The following is a 22,095-nucleotide window of genomic DNA, read 5'->3' as shown; positions in this document are numbered from 1 at the left end:
ATTCGCCTGGGCACCCGAAAACCCCAGTCCGCTGGTCAACTAATTACAAAGCAACCTAACTATTACGTTGACATTCGCTGCCTAGGCAGTAACATCTCGACATACATTCACTGCCTAGGCAGTTATTAGGTGAGCACATGAAGCATTTCACCCCCGACGAATTCAAGCATTGCCATCTCGGCCTGTTGCTCGGCCGTGCCGCTTTACTCAAGGACAAGATCATCGACACCCACATGGAACCCCACGGCATTACCGCCGCGCAGTTCAAGGTGTTGATCATCATGGCCCAGTTCGGCGTCGACACCCCGGCCGAGCTGTGCCGGCATCTGTCGCTGGACAGCGGTTCGATGACGCGCATGCTCGACCGTCTGGAGCAGAAAGGCTTTCTGGTTCGCCAACGCAGTGAAGGCGATCGCCGTCAGGTGCAACTGAAACTCACCGAGCAAGGCCAGCAACTGGCCGATCGCCTGCCATACATCGGCGCTGACGCGATGAATGAACTGGCCGGCGCCGTCACTCCGGACGAGTTGAAGACCCTGGAATACATCCTCAAGAAAATCCTGCTGGCAGCCGGTGACCCGATCACTATCCAGCGGTTAGGTGAACACAATGAGCGGTAAAACCTTGCGCAGCAGCCTGACACTGGTGCTGTCGGCGATGATTCTCGCCGGTTGTGCCAACTACAGTGGCCTCGATACCCAAGGCAAAAACCTTGATGCGAAAGACCTGAAGGTCGGCCAATCCCTCAATGGCGTGACGCTGTCCCAGGCCGCGTGGCCCAAGAGCGACTGGTGGACCAGCCTCGGCGATCCGCAGCTCGACGGTCTGATCCGCGAAGCCCTGCACGACAGCCCGGACATGCAGATCGCCGACGCCCGCGCCCATCAGGCCAGCGCCGCTGCGTATGCCGCCGATGCCGAGCGCTATCCGACCCTCGACGCCAGTGCCGGCATTACCCGTTCACGCCTGGCCAAGGATCAGGACCCGCGAGGGCAGGGCGATGCCTACGCCACCGTGCGCAACATCAGCGCCGGCTTCAATTACAACTTCGACCTGTGGGGCGGTCAGCGTGACGCCTGGGAAGCTGCACTCGGCCAGGCCCGCGCCGCCGAGGTCGACCGTCAGGCTGCGCAACTGACCCTCGCCGCTGATGTGGCCCGTGCCTACAGCGATCTCGGTCAGGCGCACATCGTTTATGACCTGGCCAACGAAGATTTGAAGCGCACCAAACAGATGCTCGACCTGAGCCAGCGCCGTTTGAGCTCGGGGATCGACAGCCAGTACCAGTTCCAGCAGACCCAAAGTCTGGAAGCCAGCTCCGAAGCCAGTCTGATCGACGCCGAAAAACGCCTGAACAGCGCGAAAATCGCTCTGGCCGTATTGCTCGGCAAAGGCCCGGATCGTGGCAACGAAATCGCCCGGCCGAAAGTCCTGCAAGCCAGCGCTGTCGCACTGCCATCGGTGCTGCCGGCCGAACTGCTGGGGCGTCGCCCGGATCTGGTCGCCGCGCGCTGGCGTGTCGAGGCGGCGAGCAAGGACATCGACTCCGCCAAGACCCGCTTCTATCCCAACTTGAACCTGTCGGCCTCCGCCGGTGCCGAATCTCTGTTGGGTGACGCGATGTTCGGTTCCGCCAGTCGCTTCTTCAACATTGCCCCGACGATTTCGGTGCCGATCTTCGATGGCGGACGCCTGCGCGCCAACCTCGATGCCCGCGACGCCGATTACGACCTCGCCGTGGCGCAGTACAACAAAAGTCTGGTGAAAGCCTTGGGCGATGTTGGCGACACCATCAACCAGTTGCGTGACATCGGCCGGCAGATCGGCGCCCAGCAGCACGCGACCGAGATTGCCCAGGACTCTTACAACACCGTCGTCCAGCGTTACGGTTCCGGCATCGGCAACTACCTGGACGTGCTCAGCATCGAGCAGCAATTGCTGCAGGCCCAGCGTCAGCTGGCGACCCTGAATGCCGAGCAGATCGACCTGTCGATTCAACTGATGCAAGCGCTGGGCGGCGGCTTCCAGGGTGAAACCCTGACCGCAGCCAACGCCACCCCAGCCACGCCGCACAACTAATTCAAGGTACTTGTCATGGCCACTGCCGAAAACACACAAGCTCAAGACAACGCCCAAGACACTGGCAATCCGCGCAAACGCAAGGTGATGCTGCTGGTGCTGGCCGTTGTGGTTGCCCTCGCCGGTGCCGGTGTCTGGGCGTATCACGAATTCATCGGGCGCTGGAGCGAAAGCACCGACGACGCCTATGTCAACGGCAACGTGGTGGAAATCACTCCGCTGGTGACCGGCACCGTGGTCAGCATCGGCGCCGACGATGGTGACCTGGTTCATGAAGGCCAGGTGCTGATCAACTTCGACCCGAATGATGCCGAAGTCGGCCTGCAAAGTGCCAAGGCCAATCTGGCCCGCACTGTGCGTCAGGTTCGCGGCCTGTACAGCAACGTCGATGGCATGAAGGCCCAGGTCAACGCGCAACAGGCCGAAGTGCAGAAAGCCCAGGACAACTTCAACCGCCGGAAAAATCTTGCCGCCGGCGGGGCGATTTCCCAGGAAGAACTGTCCCACGCCCGCGATGACCTGACCTCGGCGCAAAATGCCCTGGCCAACGCCAAACAGCAGCTGAAAACCACCAGCGCGCTGGTCGATGACACCGTAGTCTCGTCGCACCCGGACGTGATGGCTGCCGCCGCGCAACTGCGCCAGGCCTACCTGACCAACGCCCGCAGCACCTTGATCGCCCCGGTCACCGGTTACGTCGCCAAGCGCACCGTGCAACTCGGCCAGCGTGTGCAGCCGGGCACCGCGCTGATGGCGGTGATCCCGCTGGATCAACTGTGGATCGATGCCAACTTCAAGGAAACCCAGCTGCGTGACATGCGCATCGGCCAACCGGTGGAGATCGAGTCGGACATCTACGGCAGCGACGTGAAGTTCAGCGGCACCATCGACAGCCTCGGCGCGGGCACCGGCAGCGCGTTCGCCCTGCTGCCGGCGCAGAACGCCACCGGTAACTGGATCAAGATCGTGCAACGTGTGCCGGTGCGGATTCACGTCAACGCCGAAGAGCTGGCCAAACACCCGCTGCGCGTCGGGCTGTCGACCAATGTCGAGGTCAACCTGCACGACCAGAGCGGCCCGGTACTGGCCCAGCAGCCGCCGCAACAGGCCTCGTTCAGCACCAACGTCTACGACCGTCAACTGGCCGAAGCCGACGCGATGATCACCCAGCTGATCCACGACAACAGCGCGGCGGTCAGCAAGACCGCGCAACGCTGATCCGCCACTGACCCTGTGGGAGCGGGCTTGCTCGCGAAAGCGGTGTGTCATTCAGCATTGATTTGTCTGACAGACCGCCTTCGTCGGAACGCCGCCCGGAGCAAGCCCGCTCCCACAAAGGTGACTGCGTCTGTAACAAGCGCGGCACCCGCCGAGTTCCAAAGGATTCACGATGAGCAATAACGCCTCTTTTTCGCCGCCCAGCCTGTTGCTCAGCACCATCGGCCTGTCGCTGGCGACCTTCATGCAAGTGCTCGACACCACCATCGCCAACGTGGCGCTGCCGACCATTTCCGGCAACCTCGGCGTGAGTTCGGAACAGGGCACCTGGGTCATCACTTCGTTCGCCGTGAGTAACGCCATCGCGTTGCCGCTCACTGGCTGGCTGAGCCGTCGCTTCGGCGAGGTGAAGCTGTTTCTGTGGGCGACCATTCTGTTTGTGCTGGCCTCGTTCCTGTGCGGTATTTCCACCTCGATGCCGGAGCTGATCGGCTTCCGCGTGCTGCAAGGCCTGGTGGCCGGGCCGTTGTACCCGATGACCCAGACGCTGCTGATTGCGGTGTATCCGCCAGCGAGGCGGGGCATGGCCCTGGCGTTGCTGGCGATGGTCACGGTGGTGGCGCCGATTGCCGGGCCGATCCTCGGCGGCTGGATCACCGACAGTTACAGCTGGCCGTGGATTTTCTTCATCAACGTGCCGATCGGGATTTTCGCGGTAATGGTGGTGCGCCAGCAGCTGGCCAAGCGCCCGGTGGTCACCAGTCATCAGCCGATGGATTACGTCGGGCTGATCACGCTGATCATTGGCGTGGGCGCGTTGCAGGTGATCCTCGACAAGGGCAATGACCTGGATTGGTTCGAGTCGAACTTCATCATCATCGGCGCGGCGATTTCGGTGATCGCGCTGGCGGTGTTCGTGATCTGGGAAATGACCGACCAGCATCCGGTGGTCAACCTGCGGCTGTTCGCCTATCGCAACTTCCGCATCGGTACGCTGGTGCTGGTGTTGGGTTACGCCGGTTTCTTCGGCATCAACCTGATCCTGCCGCAGTGGCTGCAGACCCAGATGGGCTACACCGCGACCTGGGCCGGGCTGGCGGTGGCGCCGATCGGCATTCTGCCGGTGCTGCTGTCACCGTTTGTCGGCAAGTACGCACACAAGTTCGACCTGCGTCTGCTGGCCGGGCTGGCGTTCCTGGCGATCGGCCTGAGCTGCTTCATGCGCGCCGAGTTCACCAACGAAGTGGACTTCCAGCACATCGCCTTGGTGCAATTGTTCATGGGGATTGGTGTGGCGCTGTTCTTCATGCCGACCCTGAGCATCCTGATGTCGGACCTGCCGCCGAGTCAGATTGCTGACGGTGCCGGCCTGGCGACGTTCCTGCGGACACTGGGCGGCAGCTTTGCGGCGTCGTTGACCACCTGGATCTGGATTCGCCGGGCGGATCAGCATCATGCCTATATGAGCGAGAGCATCAGCACCTTCGAGCCAGCGACTCGCGAGACCTTGCATTCGCTGGGTGGCGCGAGCCAATCGGCCTATGCGCAGATGGATCAGATCCTCACCAGTCAGGCGTACATGCTCTCCACCGTGGATTACTTCACGCTGTTGGGGTGGGGGTTCATGGGGCTGATATTGATTGTGTGGCTGGCGAAACCGCCCTTTGCTGCCAAGGCAGGCCCTGCGGCCAGCGGCCACTGATCTGCAATCCGATCAAATGTGGGAGCGAGCCTGCTCGCGATAGCGCAATCACACTCAGCATTAATGTTGACTGATTCGCCACTATCGCGAGCAGGCTCGCTCCCACAATTGGACCTGTATTCACTCAGATGGCGGGTGCTGCCAGCTGTGGCGGCGGGGCGAAGTCGAACGGCGCCAACGCAAACCCGTTCTCATCCACCTGCAACGCCCAGCCCTGACGATCCCAATCCCCCAGCACAATCCGCTTCGCCGCCTGATCGCCGATCTGCAACTTGTGGATGGCCGGGCGATGGGTGTGTCCGTGAACCAGGGTTTTCACCCCGTATTCCTGCATGATCCGCGGGATTTCCTCCGGCGTGACATCGACGATGTCATTGGCCTTCATCCGCGTCTGCGCCCGGCTTTCGCTGCGCAGTTTGCGCGCAAGCTTATGTCGGGTGCGCAGGGGCAGGTTGCGCAATATGAACAGGCTGATCGGATTGCGCAGGTAACGACGCAGCTTCATATAGGCTTCGTCGCGGGTGCACAGGCTGTCGCCGTGCATCAGCAGCACCGGTTCGCCGTAAAACTGCACGACACTCGGATCCTTCAACAGCGTGCAGCCGGCTTCCTTGCAGAAAGCCTTGCCGAGCAGAAAGTCGCGATTGCCGTGCATCAGAAAAATGGCCGTGCCGCTGTCGCTCAATTCGCGCAGGGCCTGGCAGATGGAACGCTGGAAGGGGGTCATGGCGTCGTCGCCAATCCACGCCTCGAAAAAGTCGCCCAGGATGTACAACGCACTCGCCGAGCGGGCGCGTCCGGCGAGCAAATCCAGAAACGCCCGGGTAATGTCCGGGCGCTCCTCTTCCAGATGCAAGTCTGAAATCAGCAATATCACGCTTCGATGATCTCGGCTTTCTCGATGATCACGTCGTCTGCGGGTACGTCCTGGTGGCCTGCCTTGGACGTGGTGGAAACGCCTTCGATCTTGTCGACAACGTCGGTGCCCGCAACCACTTTACCGAACACGGCATAACCCCAGCCCTGGGCGGTCTTGGCGGTGTGGTTCAGGAAGCTGTTGTCGGAGGCGTTGATGAAGAACTGCGCCGAAGCCGAATGCGGGTCCATGGTACGGGCCATGGCGATGGTGTACTTGTCGTTCTTCAGACCGTTGTCGGCTTCGTTCTGGATGCTCGGGCTCTTGTCTTTCTTTTCTTTCATGCCTGGCTCGAAACCGCCGCCCTGGATCATGAAGCCTTTGATGACGCGGTGGAACACGACGTTCTCGTAGTGACCTTTCTTGACGTATTCGATGAAGTTGGCGGTGGTGACAGGCGCCTTTTCAGCGTTCAGTTCGATGACGATGTCACCGAAGTTGGTGGTCAATTTAACTTGAGTCATGATCGATGCTCTTTGTGAGGAATTCGTGGGTATTGGGACATGTCGGCCCCGTACCGGTTCAGCCCGAGAGGGCCAAGGTGCGCAGTTTAGCGTGACAGGCGCGAATTTCGAGGCAGTTTTTCAATTGCCGGCGATTAAATGCGCGCCTTTATAAGAGTGTGCTCTGTCAGGCCCTTGACAGCATCGGCTATGATAGCGGCTTTGTTTTGTCTGGCCCCCTTTGCGGCCGCGCACATGTAAGTCAAGGATCCTATGAGCAAGCCCACTGTCGACCCTACCTCGAATGCCAAGTCCGGCCCTGCCGTGCCGGTCAATTTCCTGCGGCCGATCATCCAGGCAGACCTGGACTCGGGCAAGCACACCCAGATCGTCACCCGTTTCCCGCCTGAGCCCAACGGCTACCTGCACATCGGCCACGCCAAGTCGATCTGCGTGAACTTCGGCCTGGCCCAGGAGTTCGGCGGTGTCACGCACTTGCGTTTCGACGACACCAACCCCGCCAAGGAAGACCAGGAATACATCGACGCGATCGAAAGTGACGTCAAATGGCTGGGGTTCGAATGGTCCGGCGAAGTGCGCTACGCCTCGCAATACTTCGACCAGTTGCACGACTGGGCCGTCGAGCTGATCAAGGCCGGCAAGGCCTACGTCGACGACCTGACGCCTGAACAGGCCAGGGAATACCGCGGCAGCCTGACCGAGCCGGGCAAGAACAGCCCGTTCCGCGACCGTTCGGTGGAAGAGAACCTGGACTGGTTCGCCCGCATGCGCGCCGGTGAGTTCCCGGACGGTGCCCGCGTACTGCGCGCCAAGATCGACATGGCCTCGCCGAACATGAACCTGCGCGACCCGATCATGTACCGCATCCGCCACGCTCATCACCATCAGACCGGTGACAAGTGGTGCATCTACCCGAACTACGACTTCACCCACGGTCAGTCGGACGCCATCGAAGGCATCACCCACTCGATCTGCACCCTGGAGTTCGAAAGCCATCGTCCGCTGTACGAGTGGTTCCTCGACGCACTGCCGGTGCCGGCGCACCCGCGTCAGTACGAGTTCAGCCGTCTGAACCTCAACTACACCATCACCAGCAAGCGCAAGCTCAAGCAATTGGTTGACGAGAAACACGTCAACGGCTGGGACGATCCGCGCATGTCCACGCTGTCGGGCTTCCGCCGCCGTGGCTACACCCCGGCATCGATCCGCAATTTCTGCGAGATGATCGGCACCAACCGTTCCGACGGCGTGGTTGACTTCGGCATGCTCGAGTTCAGCATCCGTCAGGATCTGGACGCGAACGCCCCGCGCGCCATGTGCGTGCTGCGCCCGTTGAAAGTCGTGATCACCAACTACCCGGAAGGCCAGGTCGAGAACCTCGAACTGCCGCGTCATCCGCAGAAAGAAGAACTCGGCGTGCGCCAGCTGCCGTTCGCCCGTGAAATCTACATCGACCGCGATGACTTCATGGAAGAGCCGCCAAAGGGCTACAAGCGCCTGGAGCCGAATGGCGAAGTGCGCCTGCGCGGCAGCTACGTGATCCGTGCCGAAGAAGCGATCAAGGACGCCGACGGCAACATCGTCGAACTGCGTTGCTCCTACGATCCGGACACCCTGGGCAAGAACCCTGAAGGCCGCAAGGTCAAGGGCGTGATCCACTGGGTGCCGGCCGCTGCCAGCGTCGAGTGCGAAGTGCGTCTGTACGATCGCCTGTTCCGTTCTCCGAACCCGGAGAAGGCCGAAGACAGCGCGAGTTTCCTGGACAACATCAACCCTGACTCACTGCAAGTGCTGACCGGTTGTCGTGCGGAGCCTTCGCTGGGCAATGCACAGCCGGAAGACCGTTTCCAGTTCGAGCGCGAAGGCTACTTCGTCGCGGATATCAAGGACTCGAAACCAGGCCAGCCGGTATTCAACCGTACCGTGACCCTGCGCGATTCGTGGGGCCAGTGATCAAGTCTTAAGGAAACACCGTGCTTACGATCTACAACACGCTCACCAAGAGCAAAGAAGTCTTCAAGCCGCTGGATGGCAACAAGGTGCGCATGTACGTCTGCGGGATGACCGTGTACGACTACTGCCACCTGGGCCACGGCCGCAGCATGGTCGCGTTCGACCTGGTGACCCGCTGGTTGCGGTTCAGCGGTTATGACCTGACCTATGTGCGCAACATCACCGACATCGACGACAAGATCATCAACCGGGCCAACGAGAACGGCGAGTCGTTCGAAGCGTTGACCGAGCGCATGATCGCCGCGATGCACGAAGACGAAGCGCGCCTGAACATCAAGAAGCCGGACATGGAGCCGCGCGCCACGGATCACATCCCAGGCATGCACGCGATGATCCAGACCCTGATCGACAAGGGTTACGCCTACGCCCCGGGCAATGGCGACGTGTACTACCGCGTCGGCAAGTTCATGGGCTACGGCAAGCTGTCGCGCAAGAAGATCGAAGACCTGCGCATCGGTGCGCGGATCGAGGTCGACGAAGCCAAGGAAGATCCGCTGGACTTCGTGCTGTGGAAAGGCGTCAAGCCGGGCGAGCCGAGCTGGGAATCGCCGTGGGGCGCCGGGCGTCCGGGCTGGCACATCGAGTGCTCGGTGATGTCGACCTGCTGCCTCGGTGAGACGTTCGACATTCATGGCGGCGGCAGCGATCTCGAGTTCCCGCACCACGAAAACGAAATCGCCCAGAGCGAAGCGGCCACCGGCAAGACCTACGCCAACGCGTGGATGCATTGCGGCATGATTCGTATCAATGGCGAGAAGATGTCCAAGTCCTTGAACAACTTCTTCACCATTCGCGACGTGCTCGACAAGTACCACCCGGAAGTCGTGCGGTACCTGCTGGTGTCGAGCCACTACCGCAGTGCGATCAACTACTCGGAAGACAACCTCAAGGACGCCAAGGGCGCCCTGGAGCGTTTCTACCACGCGTTGAAAGGCCTGCCGAACGTGGCGCCGGCTGGCGGCGAAGCGTTCGTCGAGCGTTTCACCACGGTGATGAACGACGACTTCGGCACGCCGGAAGCCTGCGCGGTGCTGTTCGAGATGGTCCGTGAGATCAACCGCCTGCGCGAGAGCGACCTCGAGGCAGCGGCGGGTCTGGCGGCGCGCCTGAAAGAACTGGCCAGCGTGCTGGGTGTGTTGCAGCTCGAAGCCGATGACTTCCTGCAGGCCGGCGCCGCAGGGCGTGTCGATGCCGCCGAGGTCGAGGCGCTGATCGCTGCGCGTCTGGCGGCACGTGCCGGCAAGGACTGGGCCGAATCCGACCGCATCCGCGACCAGCTCACCGCCATGGGTGTGGTGCTGGAAGACGGCAAGGGCGGCACGACCTGGCGTCTGGCTGACTGATCCGCTCGGCATGTTTGTTCCCACGCTCAGCGTGGGAATGTTTCAAGAAAACAAAACCCGCCCAGTGCGGGTTTTGTTTTTTGCGGCGGGCCTCAGCTCAAGAGCCCGGTGCTGACCGCGACGATCAGGAAAATCCCGAGTGCAGCGCGGTAAATCACGAAAGGCCAGGTGGAGAACTTCTCCAGAAAGCGCATCAGGCCCCAGATCGCGAAAAACGCCGAGATACTGGCAATCACCAGACCGAAAATCAGGTGCGCCCAGGCTTGCGCCGGCAGTTGCGCATGGAACAACACCCACAACTCCTTCAAACCCGCCAGCGCGATGGCCGGCAATCCGAGCAGGAAGGAGAAGCGCGCGGCTTCTTCACGTTTGAAATTGAGGAACAGCGCCGCCGTCAGCGTCGACCCGGAGCGCGAAACGCCCGGAATCAGTGCCCCGATCTGAGCAATACCCACGATCAGCGCATCGCGCAGACGCATTTCGCCAACAGTGCGGCGGTGGCGGCACGTAAGTTCAGCGATGGCCAGCAATACCGCCATCACCACGGAGGAAATCCCGATCACCATCAAGCCGCGCAACGGCGAGTTGCAGGCGTTGAGCGTCGAGGACAAGGCGATGCCGGCAATACCGATGGGGATGGTCGCCAGCACGATGGCCACCGCAAGGACGAACCACTGATTGTTGAAATCCCGTTGTCGCACCGCCGCCAGACTGCCCGTGGCGACCTGTCTGACGTCCCGCCAGAAATAACTCACCACCGCGGCCAGTGCGGCCAGTTGCATGGCGGCGGAAAACGCCGAGCCGGGATCCGGCCAGCCGAGCAGGGCCGGGACGATGCGCATGTGGGCGGTGGAAGAAACGGGCAATAGCTCGGTGATGCCTTGAATGATGCCGAGGATGCCGATTTGCAGGTAATCGAGAGAAGCAAAGCCGGTATCAAGGCCGGTGGTGCAGATGTTGGTCAAAGAGCTTGTCCTGTGAGGGGCAGGAGGAGGGAGGTGTCTGGATCAAAGGTACGCAGCGAAAATCTGAAACATTTCGTCACAGTCTGGTCGGTGTGGTCAATGGGTGGGCTTGATGGTTGTTGATGGCCACACTGGCGTCATCGCGAGCAGGCTCGCTCCCACAGGGGATTCGTGTCGTAGACAAAACCGCAGATGACGAAAATTTAATGTGGGAGCGACGATTTGACGTGCCTTCGGCCGACGATCACTCAGCCTGACGCAAGCGCTTGTAGAGCGTATTGCGACTGACCCCCAACCGCCGCGCCAGATGAGAAATATTGCCCCCGGCCGCCTGCAGTTCCCGATTCAACGCCTCGCTGTCATTCAGATCGATCCCCAACGGTTCTGGCGTTTCCAGCGGCTCCATCTCCAGATCGACAAAGAAATCATCCGGCAGATGCTCAGGTCTTACCGGTTGCTCTTCGGCCATGGCCAGCGCGACCTGCATCACGCTACTGACCTGCCGCAGATTCCCCGGCCACGGATGACGATCGAACAACTCCAGCACTTCGCGACTCAATCCCGCCCATTGCGTCGGTTCGCGATGCTGTTCCCACAAGCGTTTGAACAGCGCTTGCTTGTCACTGCGCTCGCGCAGCGGTGGCAATTCAAGGGTCAAACCGCCGATGCGGTAATACAAATCCTCGCGGAATCGCCCCAGTTGCACCTGTTCCCTGAGCGAGCGGTTGGTAGCGGAGATGATCCGCAGATCCACCGGGAACAACTCACTGCTGCCCACCGGTTGCACACAGCGTTCCTGCAGTACCCGCAGCAATCGGGCCTGAGTCGGCAGCGGCATGTCGCCGATTTCATCGAGAAACAGCGTGCCTTTGTCGGCCTTGCGGATCAGGCCGATGCTGCCTTTCTGGTTGGCGCCGGTGAACGCACCTTTTTCGTAGCCGAACAGCTCGGACTCCACCAGTTCGGCGGGAATCGCCGCGCAGTTGACGGCGATGAACGCTTGTTTGCTGCGAGAGCTGGCCTGATGCAGTGCTTTGACGAAGACTTCCTTGCCAACCCCGGTTTCTCCGTGAATCAGCAGCGGAATGTCCTTTTCCAGCAGTCGCTCGGCCTGACGCACGGCTTTTTCCACGCGGCTGTCGCCGAAGTGCAGACTGCTCAGACTGATGGTCGTGGAGGTCGTAACTTGCGGTTCGGTGACTTTGGCTTCAGCAAACACCCGCGCCTGAATGGGCGCCTGTTTAGGCCGCTTCAACAAACACTGGAAACGATTGCGCCCGGAGGTCTGCAAGGCAAACGGCAAACCGTCCGGCTGATTGATCAACTCCAGCAATGACACCTTGAACAGGCTCTCGACACTCACCCGCGACAGTCGCACGCCCAACAGATTGTCGGCCCGGCGGTTGGCCGACAGCACCTGACCGCTCTCATCGAAAATCAGCAACCCTGCCCACTGGCTGTCGAGGTTGTTCAACCCGGTGTTGAAGGTCAGTTGGAAGTGCTGGCCATGGAACAGGTTGAGGATCAGCCGGTTTTCCACGGTCTGGCTCATCATCTTGACCATGCCGAGGGTGTGCGAGGGCGGCAGGTAGCTGTCGCTGGACACATCGAGTACGGCGATGACTTTGCGCTCGGCGTTGAAGATCGGTGCGGCGGAGCCGGTCATGAAACGGTTGGCCTTGAGGAAATGCTCATCGTGCTCGATGTGCACTGCCTGTTCGCAGGCCAGCGCTGTGCCGATTGCATTGGTGCCGCTGGCGTGTTCCATCCAGCTTGCCCCGGCCTGGAAGCCGCGCGCCAGGTTCGGCTCGATAAAGCGTTGGGTGCCCCAGGACGTCAGTACCTGGCCCTGATTGTCGGCCAGCATGATCAGGCAGTTGGAATTGCTCAGGATGTTTTCGTAGTACGGCAGCACTTCCTGATGGGTGGTCTGCACCAGCGAATGGTGGCTGTCGAGCAACTGCGCAATGCCGGAGGCGGGCAACTGGTCGAACGCCGGAGCACTTTGATGCTTGAGGCCGAAGGCGCGGCAACGGGACCAGGAGTCCTGAACGATGGCCTCGTGAGAAAGCGGCGGGACAGGTGCGGCCATGACAGTCAGCCTCTGAAAGCAGCGTTTTTATTATTGTTATGAGGCCCGTCGGGACCTGAAAGCATCGATAGAGTGTTGTTCACTATTGTTCATTGTCAATCGTTGAACTGTTCAAATGTGTTCAGCAATGAAGGTGGTTTGCCCGTGTTTTCGGCGATTTTCGCGGCGAATCAACGGCTTGGGATTTCTGGCACGAATGTCGCTCTACTGCACACGTCGCTTGACTCCAATAATAAAAAGGCCGAGCCATGTCACTCACCCTGGAGCACGTCAGCCGCATCGTCGAGGGCCAGACCTGGATCGACGATGCGAACCTGAAATTCGAAGCCGGATCCTTCAACGTCCTGCTCGGACGGACGCTGTCGGGCAAGACCAGCCTCATGCGTTTGATGGCCGGTCTGGACAAGCCCGACAGCGGTCGCATTCTGATGAACGGCGTCGACGTCACCCAGCGTCCGGTGCGTCTGCGCAACGTGTCGATGGTCTATCAGCAGTTCATCAATTACCCGACCATGACGGTGTTCGAAAACATCGCCTCGCCGTTGCGTCAGGCCGGGATCTCCAACGAGCAGATCCAGAGCAAGGTGCAGGAAACCGCGAAGATGCTGCGCATCGAGAAATTCCTGAAGCGCTATCCGCTGGAACTGTCCGGCGGCCAGCAACAGCGCACAGCCATGGCCCGGGCGCTGGTCAAGGATGCCGAACTGATCCTGTTCGACGAGCCGCTGGTCAACCTCGATTACAAACTGCGCGAAGAATTACGCCAGGAAATGCGCGAGCTGTTCAAGGCGCGCCACACCATCGCCATCTACGCCACCACCGAACCCAACGAAGCGCTGGCGCTGGGCGGCACCACCACCATTCTTCATGAAGGCCGGGTGATCCAGAGCGGCCCGTCGACCGAGGTCTATCACCAGCCGCAAACGGTGCTGGCGGCCGAATTGTTCTCCGAGCCGCCGATCAACCTGATGCCGGGGCGTATTGCGGGCAACGAAGTGAGCTTTGCCAATTTCGTGCACTTCCCGTTGAACGTCGATCTGCGGCCGGTGGGCGAGGGCGAGTTCCGTTTCGGTGTGCGTCCGAGCCACATCTCACTGGTCCCGAGCAACGACGATGACCTCGAATTGGCCGTGACCGTCGAGGTGGCGGAAATCAGCGGTTCGGAAACTTTCCTGCATGTGCGCAACGAGCATTTCCTGCTGGTGCTGCACTTGCCCGGCGTTCACGAATATGACGTCGATGCGCCGATCCGCATCTACATCCCGACCCATAAACTGTTTGTGTTCGATGCACAGGGCCGTCTGGTGCAGGCACCGGGCCGGCGCGTCGCGAGGGTTGCCTGATGGCCGAAATCCGTTTGCAACACCTCGCCCACAGTTACAGCAAGAACCCGAGCGGGGCGGAAGACTACGCGATCCGCGAAATGGACCACATCTGGGAGCAGGGCGGCGCCTATGCCTTGCTCGGGCCGTCGGGTTGCGGCAAGTCGACCTTGCTCAACATCATTTCCGGCCTGCTCAGCCCGTCTCAGGGGCATGTGTTGTTCGACGGCAAAGCGGTCAACGACCTGACTCCGGAGAAACGCAACATCGCCCAGGTTTTCCAGTTTCCGGTGGTCTACGACACCATGACGGTGTTCGACAACCTGGCTTTCCCGCTGCGCAATCAGGGCATGGCCGAGGCGAAAGTCCACAGCAAGGTCCAGGAAATCGCCGAAGTCCTTGACCTGCAAAACCTGTTGAGCAAAAAGGCACGCAACCTCACCGCCGACGAAAAACAGAAAGTTTCCATGGGCCGTGGTCTGGTGCGCGACGACGTCTCGGCGATCCTGTTCGACGAGCCGCTGACGGTGATCGACCCGCACCTGAAATGGAAACTGCGGCGCAAGCTCAAGCAGATCCACGAGCAGTTCAACATCACCATGGTCTACGTCACCCACGATCAACTGGAGGCCTCGACCTTCGCCGACAAGATCGCGGTGATGTACGGCGGCCAGATCGTCCAGTTCGGCACGCCACGGGAATTGTTCGAGCGGCCGAGTCATACCTTTGTCGGTTATTTCATCGGCAGTCCGGGGATGAACCTGATCGAGGTGCAGCCGCAACCGGGCGGGGTCGGTTTCAACTCGACCCACCTGCCGCTTTCCGACGCCTTGCAGCGCCATATCGAACACGGACAGTGGAAAAACCTGAAGGTCGGCATCCGCCCCGAGTTCATTCATGTGTGGGACGAGCCTTTCGATGACGCGATGCGGGCGCGGGTCGTACACGTCGAAGACCTTGGCACCTACAAGATCATGACCCTGGATCTGGACGGCGCACCGCTGAAGGTGCGTCTGGCCGAAGACAAACCGGTGCCGCAGGGCACGGCGTACATCAGTTTCCCGGCGCAGTGGCTGATGGTCTACGCCGACGAATTTCTGCTGGATGCCACCGAAAGCGAGGTACAGCCATGAACAAGGTGCAGAACAACAAGGCCTGGTGGCTGGTGTTGCCGGTGTTTCTGCTGGTGGCCTTCAGTGCGGTGATCCCGATGATGACCGTGGTCAATTATTCGGTGCAGGACATCTTCGACCAGTCGAGCCGCTACTTCGTCGGTGCCGACTGGTACAAGCAGGTGCTGCTCGATCCGCGTCTGCACGATTCGTTGCTGCGCCAGTTCATCTATTCGGCGTGCGTGCTGCTGATCGAAATCCCACTCGGGATCGCCATTGCCCTGACCATGCCGACCAAGGGCCGCTGGTCGTCGGTGGTGTTGATCGTGCTGGCGATTCCGTTGCTGATTCCCTGGAACGTGGTCGGCACCATCTGGCAGATCTTCGGCCGTGCCGACATCGGTCTGCTCGGTTCGAGCCTCAACGCCATGGGCATCAGCTACAACTATGCGGCCAACACCATGGACGCCTGGGTCACGGTTCTGGTGATGGACGTGTGGCACTGGACCTCGCTGGTGGCGCTGCTGTGTTTCTCGGGGTTGCGGGCGATTCCCGATGTGTATTACCAGGCGGCGCGGATTGATCGGGCCTCGGCCTGGGCGGTGTTCCGTCACATTCAATTGCCCAAGCTGAAAAGCGTGCTGCTGATCGCGGTGATGCTGCGCTTCATGGACAGCTTCATGATCTACACCGAGCCCTTCGTGCTCACTGGTGGCGGACCGGGCAATGCCACGACCTTCTTGAGTCAGACCTTGACCCAGATGGCTGTAGGCCAATTCGACCTGGGGCCGGCGGCAGCCTTTTCGCTGGTGTACTTCCTGATCATCCTGCTGGTGTCCTGGCTGTTCTATACCGCCATGACCCACAGCGATGCCAACCGCTGAGGCCCGGCCATGAGCAAAAGAAAGCTTGTTCCACTGCTGCTCTACATCCTGTTCCTGCTGGTGCCGATCTACTGGCTGCTGAACATGTCGTTCAAGAGCAACACCGAAATCCTCGGCGGCCTGACGCTGTTCCCCCAGGATTTCACCTTCCACAACTACAAGGTGATCTTCACCGATCCGAGCTGGTACACCGGTTATCTCAACTCGCTGTACTACGTGAGCCTGAACACGGTGATTTCCCTGAGCGTGGCGTTGCCGGCGGCTTATGCGTTTTCCCGTTATCGCTTTCTCGGCGACAAGCACCTGTTCTTCTGGCTGCTGACCAACCGCATGGCGCCGCCGGCGGTGTTCCTGCTGCCGTTCTTCCAGCTGTATTCGTCGATCGGTCTGTTCGACACCCACATCGCCGTGGCGCTGGCGCACTGCCTGTTCAACGTGCCGCTGGCGGTTTGGATTCTCGAAGGGTTCATGTCCGGGGTGCCGAAGGAAATCGACGAAACCGCCTACATCGACGGCTACAGCTTTCCCAAGTTCTTCGTGAAGATCTTCATTCCGCTGATCGGCTCCGGCATCGGGGTGACGGCGTTTTTCTGCTTCATGTTTTCCTGGGTCGAACTGCTGCTGGCGCGCACGCTGACCTCGGTGAACGCCAAGCCGATCGCGGCGGTGATGACGCGCACGGTGTCGGCGTCCGGCATCGACTGGGGCGTGCTGGCCGCGGCGGGGGTGCTGACCATCCTGCCGGGCATGCTGGTGATCTGGTTTGTTCGCAACCACGTGGCCAAGGGCTTTGCCCTGGGCCGGGTCTGAGGAACTGATGATGGAATGGATGAGCTGGACCGTCCCGACGGCGGCGTTTTTCATCGTTATAGGTTTGATCCTGGTGGGCATGACCACCTGGGAACTGCGCTCGCCAAGCATCCTGCGGCGCGGGTTTCTGCCGATTGCCACTACCCGTGGCGATCGCTTGTTCATCGGTCTTCTCGGCAGCGCCTACCTGCATCTGCTGGTCATCGGCGTGACCGACTGGAGCATCTGGGTGGCGTCCGCGTTGTCCCTGGTGTGGCTGTTGGCTGTGATGCGTTGGGGCTAGTCGAATCGCTCGGCAATGTTGCTCCAGAACTTAAACAGGAGGTCTCTATGTTCGACAAAAACAATAAGCTGCGACATAGCATTTCATTGGCAGCCATGCTGGCACTCAGCGGTTTGAGCGCAACCGCCTGGGCCGATGCGTACGAAGACGCGGCAAAAAAATGGATCGGCAGCGAGTTCAAGCCGTCGACCCTGACACCCGAGCAGCAACTTGAAGAACTGAAGTGGTTCATCAAGGCCGCCGAGCCGTTCCGCGGGATGGACATCAAGGTCGTCTCGGAAACCCTGACCACCCACGAATATGAATCCAAGGTGCTGGCCAAGGCCTTCAGCGAAATCACCGGGATCAAGCTGACCCATGACCTGCTGCAGGAGGGCGACGTCGTGGAAAAAATGCAGACGGTGATGCAGTCGGACAAGAACATCTACGACGGCTGGGTCAACGACTCGGACCTGATCGGTACGCACTTTCGCTACGGCAAGACTGAATCGATCACCGACCTGATGGCCAACGAAGGCAAGAACTTCACCTCGCCGACCCTCGACATCAAAGACTTCATCGGCATCTCCTTCACCACTGCGCCGGACGGCAAGATCTATCAATTGCCTGACCAACAGTTCGCCAACCTGTACTGGTTCCGTGCCGACTGGTTCGAACGTGCCGACCTGAAAGCCAAGTTCAAGGAAAAGTACGGCTATGAGCTGGGCGTGCCGGTGAACTGGTCCGCCTATGAAGACATCGCCAAGTTCTTCAGCGAAGACGTCAAGGAAATCGACGGCAAGCGCATCTACGGGCACATGGACTACGGCAAGAAAGACCCGTCGCTGGGCTGGCGCTTCACCGATGCCTGGTTCTCCATGGCCGGTGGCGGCGACAAGGGCTTGCCCAACGGTTTGCCGGTGGACGAGTGGGGGATTCGCGTCGAGGACTGCCATCCGGTAGGCTCCAGCGTGACCCGCGGCGGCGACACCAACGGCCCGGCGGCGGTGTTCGCCACCACCAAATACGTCGACTGGCTGAAGAAGTACGCGCCACCGGAAGCGGCGGGCATGACCTTCTCCGAGTCCGGCCCCGTGCCGTCCCAGGGCAACATCGCCCAGCAGATTTTCTGGTACACCGCGTTCACCGCCGACATGACCAAACCGGGCCTGCCGGTGGTCAACGCCGATGGCACGCCGAAATGGCGCATGGCGCCGTCGCCGCGCGGACCGTACTGGGAAGAGGGCATGAAGTTGGGTTATCAGGACGTGGGTTCCTGGACTTTCATGAAGTCCACGCCTGAGAAACAGAAGCTCGCGGCCTGGCTGTACGCGCAGTTCGTAACCTCGAAAACCGTGTCGCTGAAGAAAACCATTGTCGGCCTGACGCCAATCCGCGAGTCGGACATCAACTCGCAAGCCATGACCGACCTGGCACCGAAACTCGGTGGTCTGGTGGAGTTCTACCGCAGCCCGGCCCGGGTGCAATGGACGCCGACCGGCACCAACGTGCCGGACTATCCACGTCTGGCACAACTGTGGTGGAGCCACATCGCCGAAGCCGCCAGCGGCGACAAGACCCCACAACAGGCGCTCGATGGTCTGGCCAAGGATCAGGACGCGATCATGACCCGCCTGGAACGCTCCAAGGCCCAAGCAGTGTGCGCACCGAAAATGAACCCCGAGCGCGACGCACAATACTGGTTCGACCAACCGGGCGCACCAAAACCGAAACTGGCCAACGAGAAGCCGAAGGGCGAAACCGTGAGCTACAACGAACTGCTCAAGTCGTGGGAGGCGGCGCGCAAGTAAGCGTTTTTGCGGGACGGAACGGCACCTTCGGGTGCCGTTTTTTTCAGCCCTCGATTTCACGTTTCACCGCCCGGCGCACCGCTTTGAGGATGGCGTTTTCAAAGGCGTTGTGCCCGGCGTGCAGCAAACGGCAGTGAATGTCCATCCGTTGCCTGAGCCAGCGCACGCTGGCCATGCCGAAGGTATCGCGGATGCCCTGGATCAGCAGGGTGTTGTCATCGAGGATCAGGTCATGGTCCCGTGGCCGGAAGAAATAGCCTTGGAGGTGGTAATGCAGCTCCAGACGGATCGCGAGCACCGCTTCCTGATCGACAAAACTCTCCAGCGTACCGGGGCAAACCGTCTGCCCCGTACGGCGCAAAAGAGCATTCAACCATTCGATGGCGGCGACGCGCTGTTGCAGTGGACAGCCTTCGCCGAGTATCCGGAAGATGTCCCTGGCGCGATGGCCTGACGCAGTTTGCGGCGATTGCGTCAGCCCCTCATTGAGTGACCGGTCATAAGCCCGGACATTGGCGGCGAAAGGTACGAACACCGAAACCAGTGTGGTTTTCAGAAGGTGCTGCGGATAGCGCTGCTGGTACTGGATCGCCAGCCAACTGCCCCAGGAAACACCGAGCACACTGATTTTTTCGAAGCCGAAGTGCTGGCGCAGGGCGTCAATGTCTTCGACACAAAGGCCGGTGGTGTTGTCGCGCAGTTCGCCGTAGGGCGTCGAGCGCCCGCATCCGCGCTGATCGAACAGGATGATGTCGAAACGGCGCAGATCGAAGAAGTCCAGATGATGACGGCTGCAGCGCCCGCCGGGACCGCCATGCAGGAAAAACACCGGTTCGCCTCCCGTAATGCCATGGCGTTCCCAATAGAGTTGATGGCCATCGCCGGTCGGGTAATAGCCTCTGCTTTGCAGGGAAAAGGTCATGCTGACAGGACCTTCAGACGATAGAACTGGAACAGTTCGACCTGCCCCGGGCGCGCTGCAACGCTGGACTCCAGTTGCAGGTGATGGGTGGCAGCGAGCCAGGCGACAGGGATCAGCACCGGCGTGTGACCAAAGACGAGGATCGTGCCGCCAGGCTTGACGCAGCGGATCAGCGACTCGAATGCGGTTCGGGCTTCTCGGCGGGTCAAGACCTCGGCGTTCAGGAAGCGCAGGATCAACACATCGCAGTGAATCCCGGCATCAAAGGCCTCACTCGCGTCGAGCAAGCGGAACTCGACGGGTGTCCTCCCATGAGCTCGTCGGGCGTGTTCGATCATCGAGGCTGAGCGATCAGTCCCCAGGCACAGACAGTCGGGGAGGGCGCGGGCGACATGGGCGATGAATTCACCCGTGGAGCAGGCCGGGTCGTAAATCAACGCGCCGGTTTTTGTGATCGCCTGGAGCAATCCGGCACAGTGCTCGCGCAAGTGTTGTTCATCGGTGTTCAACTGTTCGGCCAGTGATTCGTTGCATTGCCAGAACTCTGCCGGACAGACTGCTTCCCGGCCTGCTGCGTCAACGATCGGAAACGGAAACAGAATCTCGCTGTCAGCCTGACGCAATGCTCGTTCGAAGGTTTGCACTTTCTGTTCGGCGGAGACCGTCCGATAGCCGATCGACAAACCTTCATCACCCCACAATGAGTGGAGATGCGGACCCAGCAACATGCAGGGTTCAAGTACGCTGCCGGCCTGCCATCGAAACTGCCGGTCACGTTGCAGGCGTTTGCGGCCAACCCAGACTTCGTCGTGCAACCGCAGGAAAAAAAGGTGGTGCAATCCGTTGCCTGGCGGTTCGAGGTAATGGCCGACGCCACCGTTCTCGTTCAGGTGACGGGGCATGGAACGGGCCAGTGCCAGCTCACGGGTTTGATCGAGTCGGTTCATGGGACTGATCTTTCCAGCGTTCGTCCCCGGGCCTGCGGGATGACAACATTGCCGCTGGAAACAACAAAGAAACGCTCCAGCCCGGGAATCACCACGTTGAGCAGGGTTGTGCCGAACTCGGTTTGCTGCAGGATCGAAGCACCCAGCGTACGACCGTGGTTTTGCAGGTCTTGAGTCAGCAAGTGAAGTTGATCGTCCACCGACAGCTCTTCAATTGAACCGGGCAGTTTCACTTCGTGCTGCGGGCAGCGATGCAACAGCGTCTGCGGATCGAACTGCGCACAGCGCAGCAGGCGCGGGAAGGGCTGCAGGTTGCGCAGTGCATTGGTCAGCGTCCGATGGTATTCGGGCTCGGCGGCGCTCAGTTGCAATTGCACCAGTTCACTGAGCGCACGCGATGCAGCGTGGCGCGGATCAAGTGAACAGCCACTGCCGTAGACCTGTGGATGAGACCCCGGCTGCGTTGTGAAGGCCAGAAAGGTTCGTGCCTTGAATTCGCTGCTGATATCCACCAGCACGATTTCTCCGCCGATTTCCTGTTCGGCATCGGTCCACAGACGGCCGAGGTCGTCGTGGTCACTGAGACGAGCCACTCTTCGCAGGGGTGGGTGATTCTCGTAATAGAAATGGTTGAGCAGAAACAGCGATACCGCATCGCGCTCGATGCATTCGTTGGCGGCATGCAACAACGCCTCGCTGTAAGTGGCGCCAATGGCGGTGCCGCTGTTGCTGGCGTAGCGTCGCACGGCGCTGCAGTCCGCAGTGCCCGGTGACGAAGGCTGACGTGAACCGTTTGGCAAAGTCAGCGCCACCGGATAGGAAAAACGGTCATGCCACGGAGGACAGACATAGGTCCTGCAGATGATGCGCGCGTTTTGCTGACAGGTGAGCCTGTGCACAAGCGAGTCATCGGCAAAGATCGGTGTGTCTTTGAAGTAATGCTCTGTCTCGTGGTGAACCTCGGTCGCGAAGTGTTCATCCGTCCAATAATGCTCAAGCGCTTCATAGAGTGCGCCCAGGTGTGCCTGATCCGCATAACCCTTGCCGCAGCCACGGGCATGACGGTTGTCGCTGCCGTGAAGAATCGCCTCAACGGCAACGACCTTGCTGCCGAGTGTACGGGTTACCGGCGTGAGGCCCAGTCGTGAAAGCTCGGCCTGAATACGTCGCTCTGCCTGATCGGCCGTCAGCTCACGCTCGGCCATCCATGTCTTGTCCATGATGTCTTTCCTG

At 60.4% G+C, this 22,095-nt stretch carries 19 protein-coding genes; 12 read left to right on the top strand and 7 right to left on the bottom strand.

Annotation, left to right across the window (positions count from 1 at the left end):
• Positions 1-137: 137 nt before the first annotated feature.
• The 4 genes from C6Y56_RS17670 (at position 138) to C6Y56_RS17655 (ending at position 4,999) form a co-directional block, all read left to right on the top strand.
• Positions 138-620: a MarR family winged helix-turn-helix transcriptional regulator gene (locus C6Y56_RS17670; protein ID WP_169430972.1), complete on the top strand. Its 483-nt coding sequence runs from the start codon at positions 138-140 to the stop codon at positions 618-620.
• Complete coding sequence (locus C6Y56_RS17665) at positions 610-2,079, top strand: efflux transporter outer membrane subunit (protein WP_169430971.1); 1,470 nt, start codon at positions 610-612, stop codon at positions 2,077-2,079. Before C6Y56_RS17670 ends, C6Y56_RS17665 begins: the two co-directional genes overlap by 11 nt.
• Before the next feature lie 15 nt (positions 2,080-2,094).
• Entirely contained in the window at positions 2,095-3,297 is a 1,203-nt protein-coding gene (locus C6Y56_RS17660) for an efflux RND transporter periplasmic adaptor subunit (protein ID WP_169430970.1), read from the top strand.
• Positions 3,298-3,469: 172 nt separating this feature from the next.
• A complete protein-coding gene (locus C6Y56_RS17655) occupies positions 3,470-4,999 on the top strand; it encodes a DHA2 family efflux MFS transporter permease subunit (RefSeq protein ID WP_169430969.1) in 1,530 nt (509 codons plus the stop codon).
• Between the two features lie 124 nt (positions 5,000-5,123).
• Here C6Y56_RS17655 and lpxH read toward each other — a convergent pair whose 3' ends face one another.
• Both lpxH and C6Y56_RS17645 read right to left on the bottom strand, forming a co-directional pair.
• The gene (gene lpxH / locus C6Y56_RS17650; protein WP_169430968.1) at positions 5,124-5,876 is read right to left on the bottom strand and encodes a UDP-2,3-diacylglucosamine diphosphatase; all 753 of its coding nucleotides are present in this window, start codon (positions 5,874-5,876) and stop codon (positions 5,124-5,126) included.
• Positions 5,873-6,379, bottom strand: coding sequence for a peptidylprolyl isomerase (locus tag C6Y56_RS17645; protein WP_169430967.1), 507 nt, complete (start codon positions 6,377-6,379; stop codon positions 5,873-5,875). The genes lpxH and C6Y56_RS17645 overlap by 4 nt, the downstream gene beginning before the upstream one ends.
• Positions 6,380-6,631: 252 nt before the next feature.
• On the opposite strand from C6Y56_RS17645, the gene C6Y56_RS17640 reads away from it, so the two are divergent.
• Entirely contained in the window at positions 6,632-8,332 is a 1,701-nt protein-coding gene (locus C6Y56_RS17640; RefSeq protein ID WP_169430966.1) for a glutamine--tRNA ligase/YqeY domain fusion protein, read from the top strand.
• 20 nt (positions 8,333-8,352) lie between these two features.
• A complete protein-coding gene (gene cysS / locus C6Y56_RS17635; protein WP_169430965.1) occupies positions 8,353-9,735 on the top strand; it encodes a cysteine--tRNA ligase in 1,383 nt (460 codons plus the stop codon).
• Between the two features lie 92 nt (positions 9,736-9,827).
• Here the strand turns inward: cysS and C6Y56_RS17630 are convergent, their stop codons facing one another.
• Both C6Y56_RS17630 and C6Y56_RS17625 read right to left on the bottom strand, forming a co-directional pair.
• The gene (locus C6Y56_RS17630; RefSeq protein WP_169430964.1) at positions 9,828-10,700 is read right to left on the bottom strand and encodes an undecaprenyl-diphosphate phosphatase; all 873 of its coding nucleotides are present in this window, start codon (positions 10,698-10,700) and stop codon (positions 9,828-9,830) included.
• Positions 10,701-10,944: 244 nt separating this feature from the next.
• Entirely contained in the window at positions 10,945-12,792 is a 1,848-nt protein-coding gene (locus C6Y56_RS17625; protein WP_169430963.1) for a sigma-54-dependent Fis family transcriptional regulator, read from the bottom strand.
• A 248-nt stretch (positions 12,793-13,040) separates the two neighbouring features.
• Between C6Y56_RS17625 and C6Y56_RS17620 the strand changes: the two genes are divergently transcribed.
• Genes C6Y56_RS17620 through C6Y56_RS17595 form a run of 6 tightly spaced genes read left to right on the top strand, consistent with a single transcriptional unit; the run spans position 13,041 to position 18,993 of the window.
• Positions 13,041-14,135, top strand: a complete 1,095-nt coding sequence (locus C6Y56_RS17620; protein WP_169430962.1) for an ABC transporter ATP-binding protein — start codon at positions 13,041-13,043, stop codon at positions 14,133-14,135.
• A complete protein-coding gene (locus C6Y56_RS17615) occupies positions 14,135-15,247 on the top strand; it encodes an ABC transporter ATP-binding protein (RefSeq protein WP_169430961.1) in 1,113 nt (370 codons plus the stop codon). Before C6Y56_RS17620 ends, C6Y56_RS17615 begins: the two co-directional genes overlap by 1 nt.
• Positions 15,244-16,110, top strand: a complete 867-nt coding sequence (locus tag C6Y56_RS17610; RefSeq protein ID WP_007981247.1) for a carbohydrate ABC transporter permease — start codon at positions 15,244-15,246, stop codon at positions 16,108-16,110. The genes C6Y56_RS17615 and C6Y56_RS17610 overlap by 4 nt, the downstream gene beginning before the upstream one ends.
• 9 nt (positions 16,111-16,119) lie before the next feature.
• Positions 16,120-16,920: a carbohydrate ABC transporter permease gene (locus C6Y56_RS17605; protein ID WP_169430960.1), complete on the top strand. Its 801-nt coding sequence runs from the start codon at positions 16,120-16,122 to the stop codon at positions 16,918-16,920.
• 10 nt (positions 16,921-16,930) lie between these two features.
• Positions 16,931-17,203, top strand: coding sequence for a DUF2160 domain-containing protein (locus C6Y56_RS17600; protein WP_039767461.1), 273 nt, complete (start codon positions 16,931-16,933; stop codon positions 17,201-17,203).
• A 47-nt stretch (positions 17,204-17,250) separates the two neighbouring features.
• Positions 17,251-18,993 carry an ABC transporter substrate-binding protein gene (locus C6Y56_RS17595; protein ID WP_169430959.1) on the top strand — a complete coding sequence of 581 codons (1,743 nt, stop codon included), beginning with the start codon at positions 17,251-17,253 and terminating at the stop codon, positions 18,991-18,993.
• 43 nt (positions 18,994-19,036) lie between these two features.
• On the opposite strand, the gene C6Y56_RS17590 is transcribed toward C6Y56_RS17595, so the two are convergent.
• Genes C6Y56_RS17590 through C6Y56_RS17580 form a run of 3 tightly spaced genes read right to left on the bottom strand, consistent with a single transcriptional unit; the run spans position 19,037 to position 22,082 of the window.
• On the bottom strand, positions 19,037-19,915 hold the full coding sequence (locus C6Y56_RS17590) for an alpha/beta fold hydrolase (protein WP_169430958.1): 879 nt from the start codon (positions 19,913-19,915) through the stop codon (positions 19,037-19,039).
• Positions 19,912-20,862 (bottom strand): class I SAM-dependent methyltransferase, encoded by a 951-nt coding sequence (locus C6Y56_RS17585; RefSeq protein ID WP_169430957.1) that lies wholly within the window; start codon positions 20,860-20,862, stop codon positions 19,912-19,914. The genes C6Y56_RS17590 and C6Y56_RS17585 overlap by 4 nt, the downstream gene beginning before the upstream one ends.
• Positions 20,859-22,082, bottom strand: a complete 1,224-nt coding sequence (locus C6Y56_RS17580; RefSeq protein ID WP_169430956.1) for a YcaO-like family protein — start codon at positions 22,080-22,082, stop codon at positions 20,859-20,861. Before C6Y56_RS17580 ends, C6Y56_RS17585 begins: the two co-directional genes overlap by 4 nt.
• Positions 22,083-22,095 lie beyond the last annotated feature (13 nt).

Origin of the sequence: Pseudomonas fluorescens (genome assembly GCF_012974785.1) — a bacterium.
GTDB classification, from domain to species: Bacteria; Pseudomonadota; Gammaproteobacteria; order Pseudomonadales; family Pseudomonadaceae; genus Aquipseudomonas; species Aquipseudomonas fluorescens_BT.
This window is presented reverse-complemented; position numbering and strand designations above follow the sequence as displayed.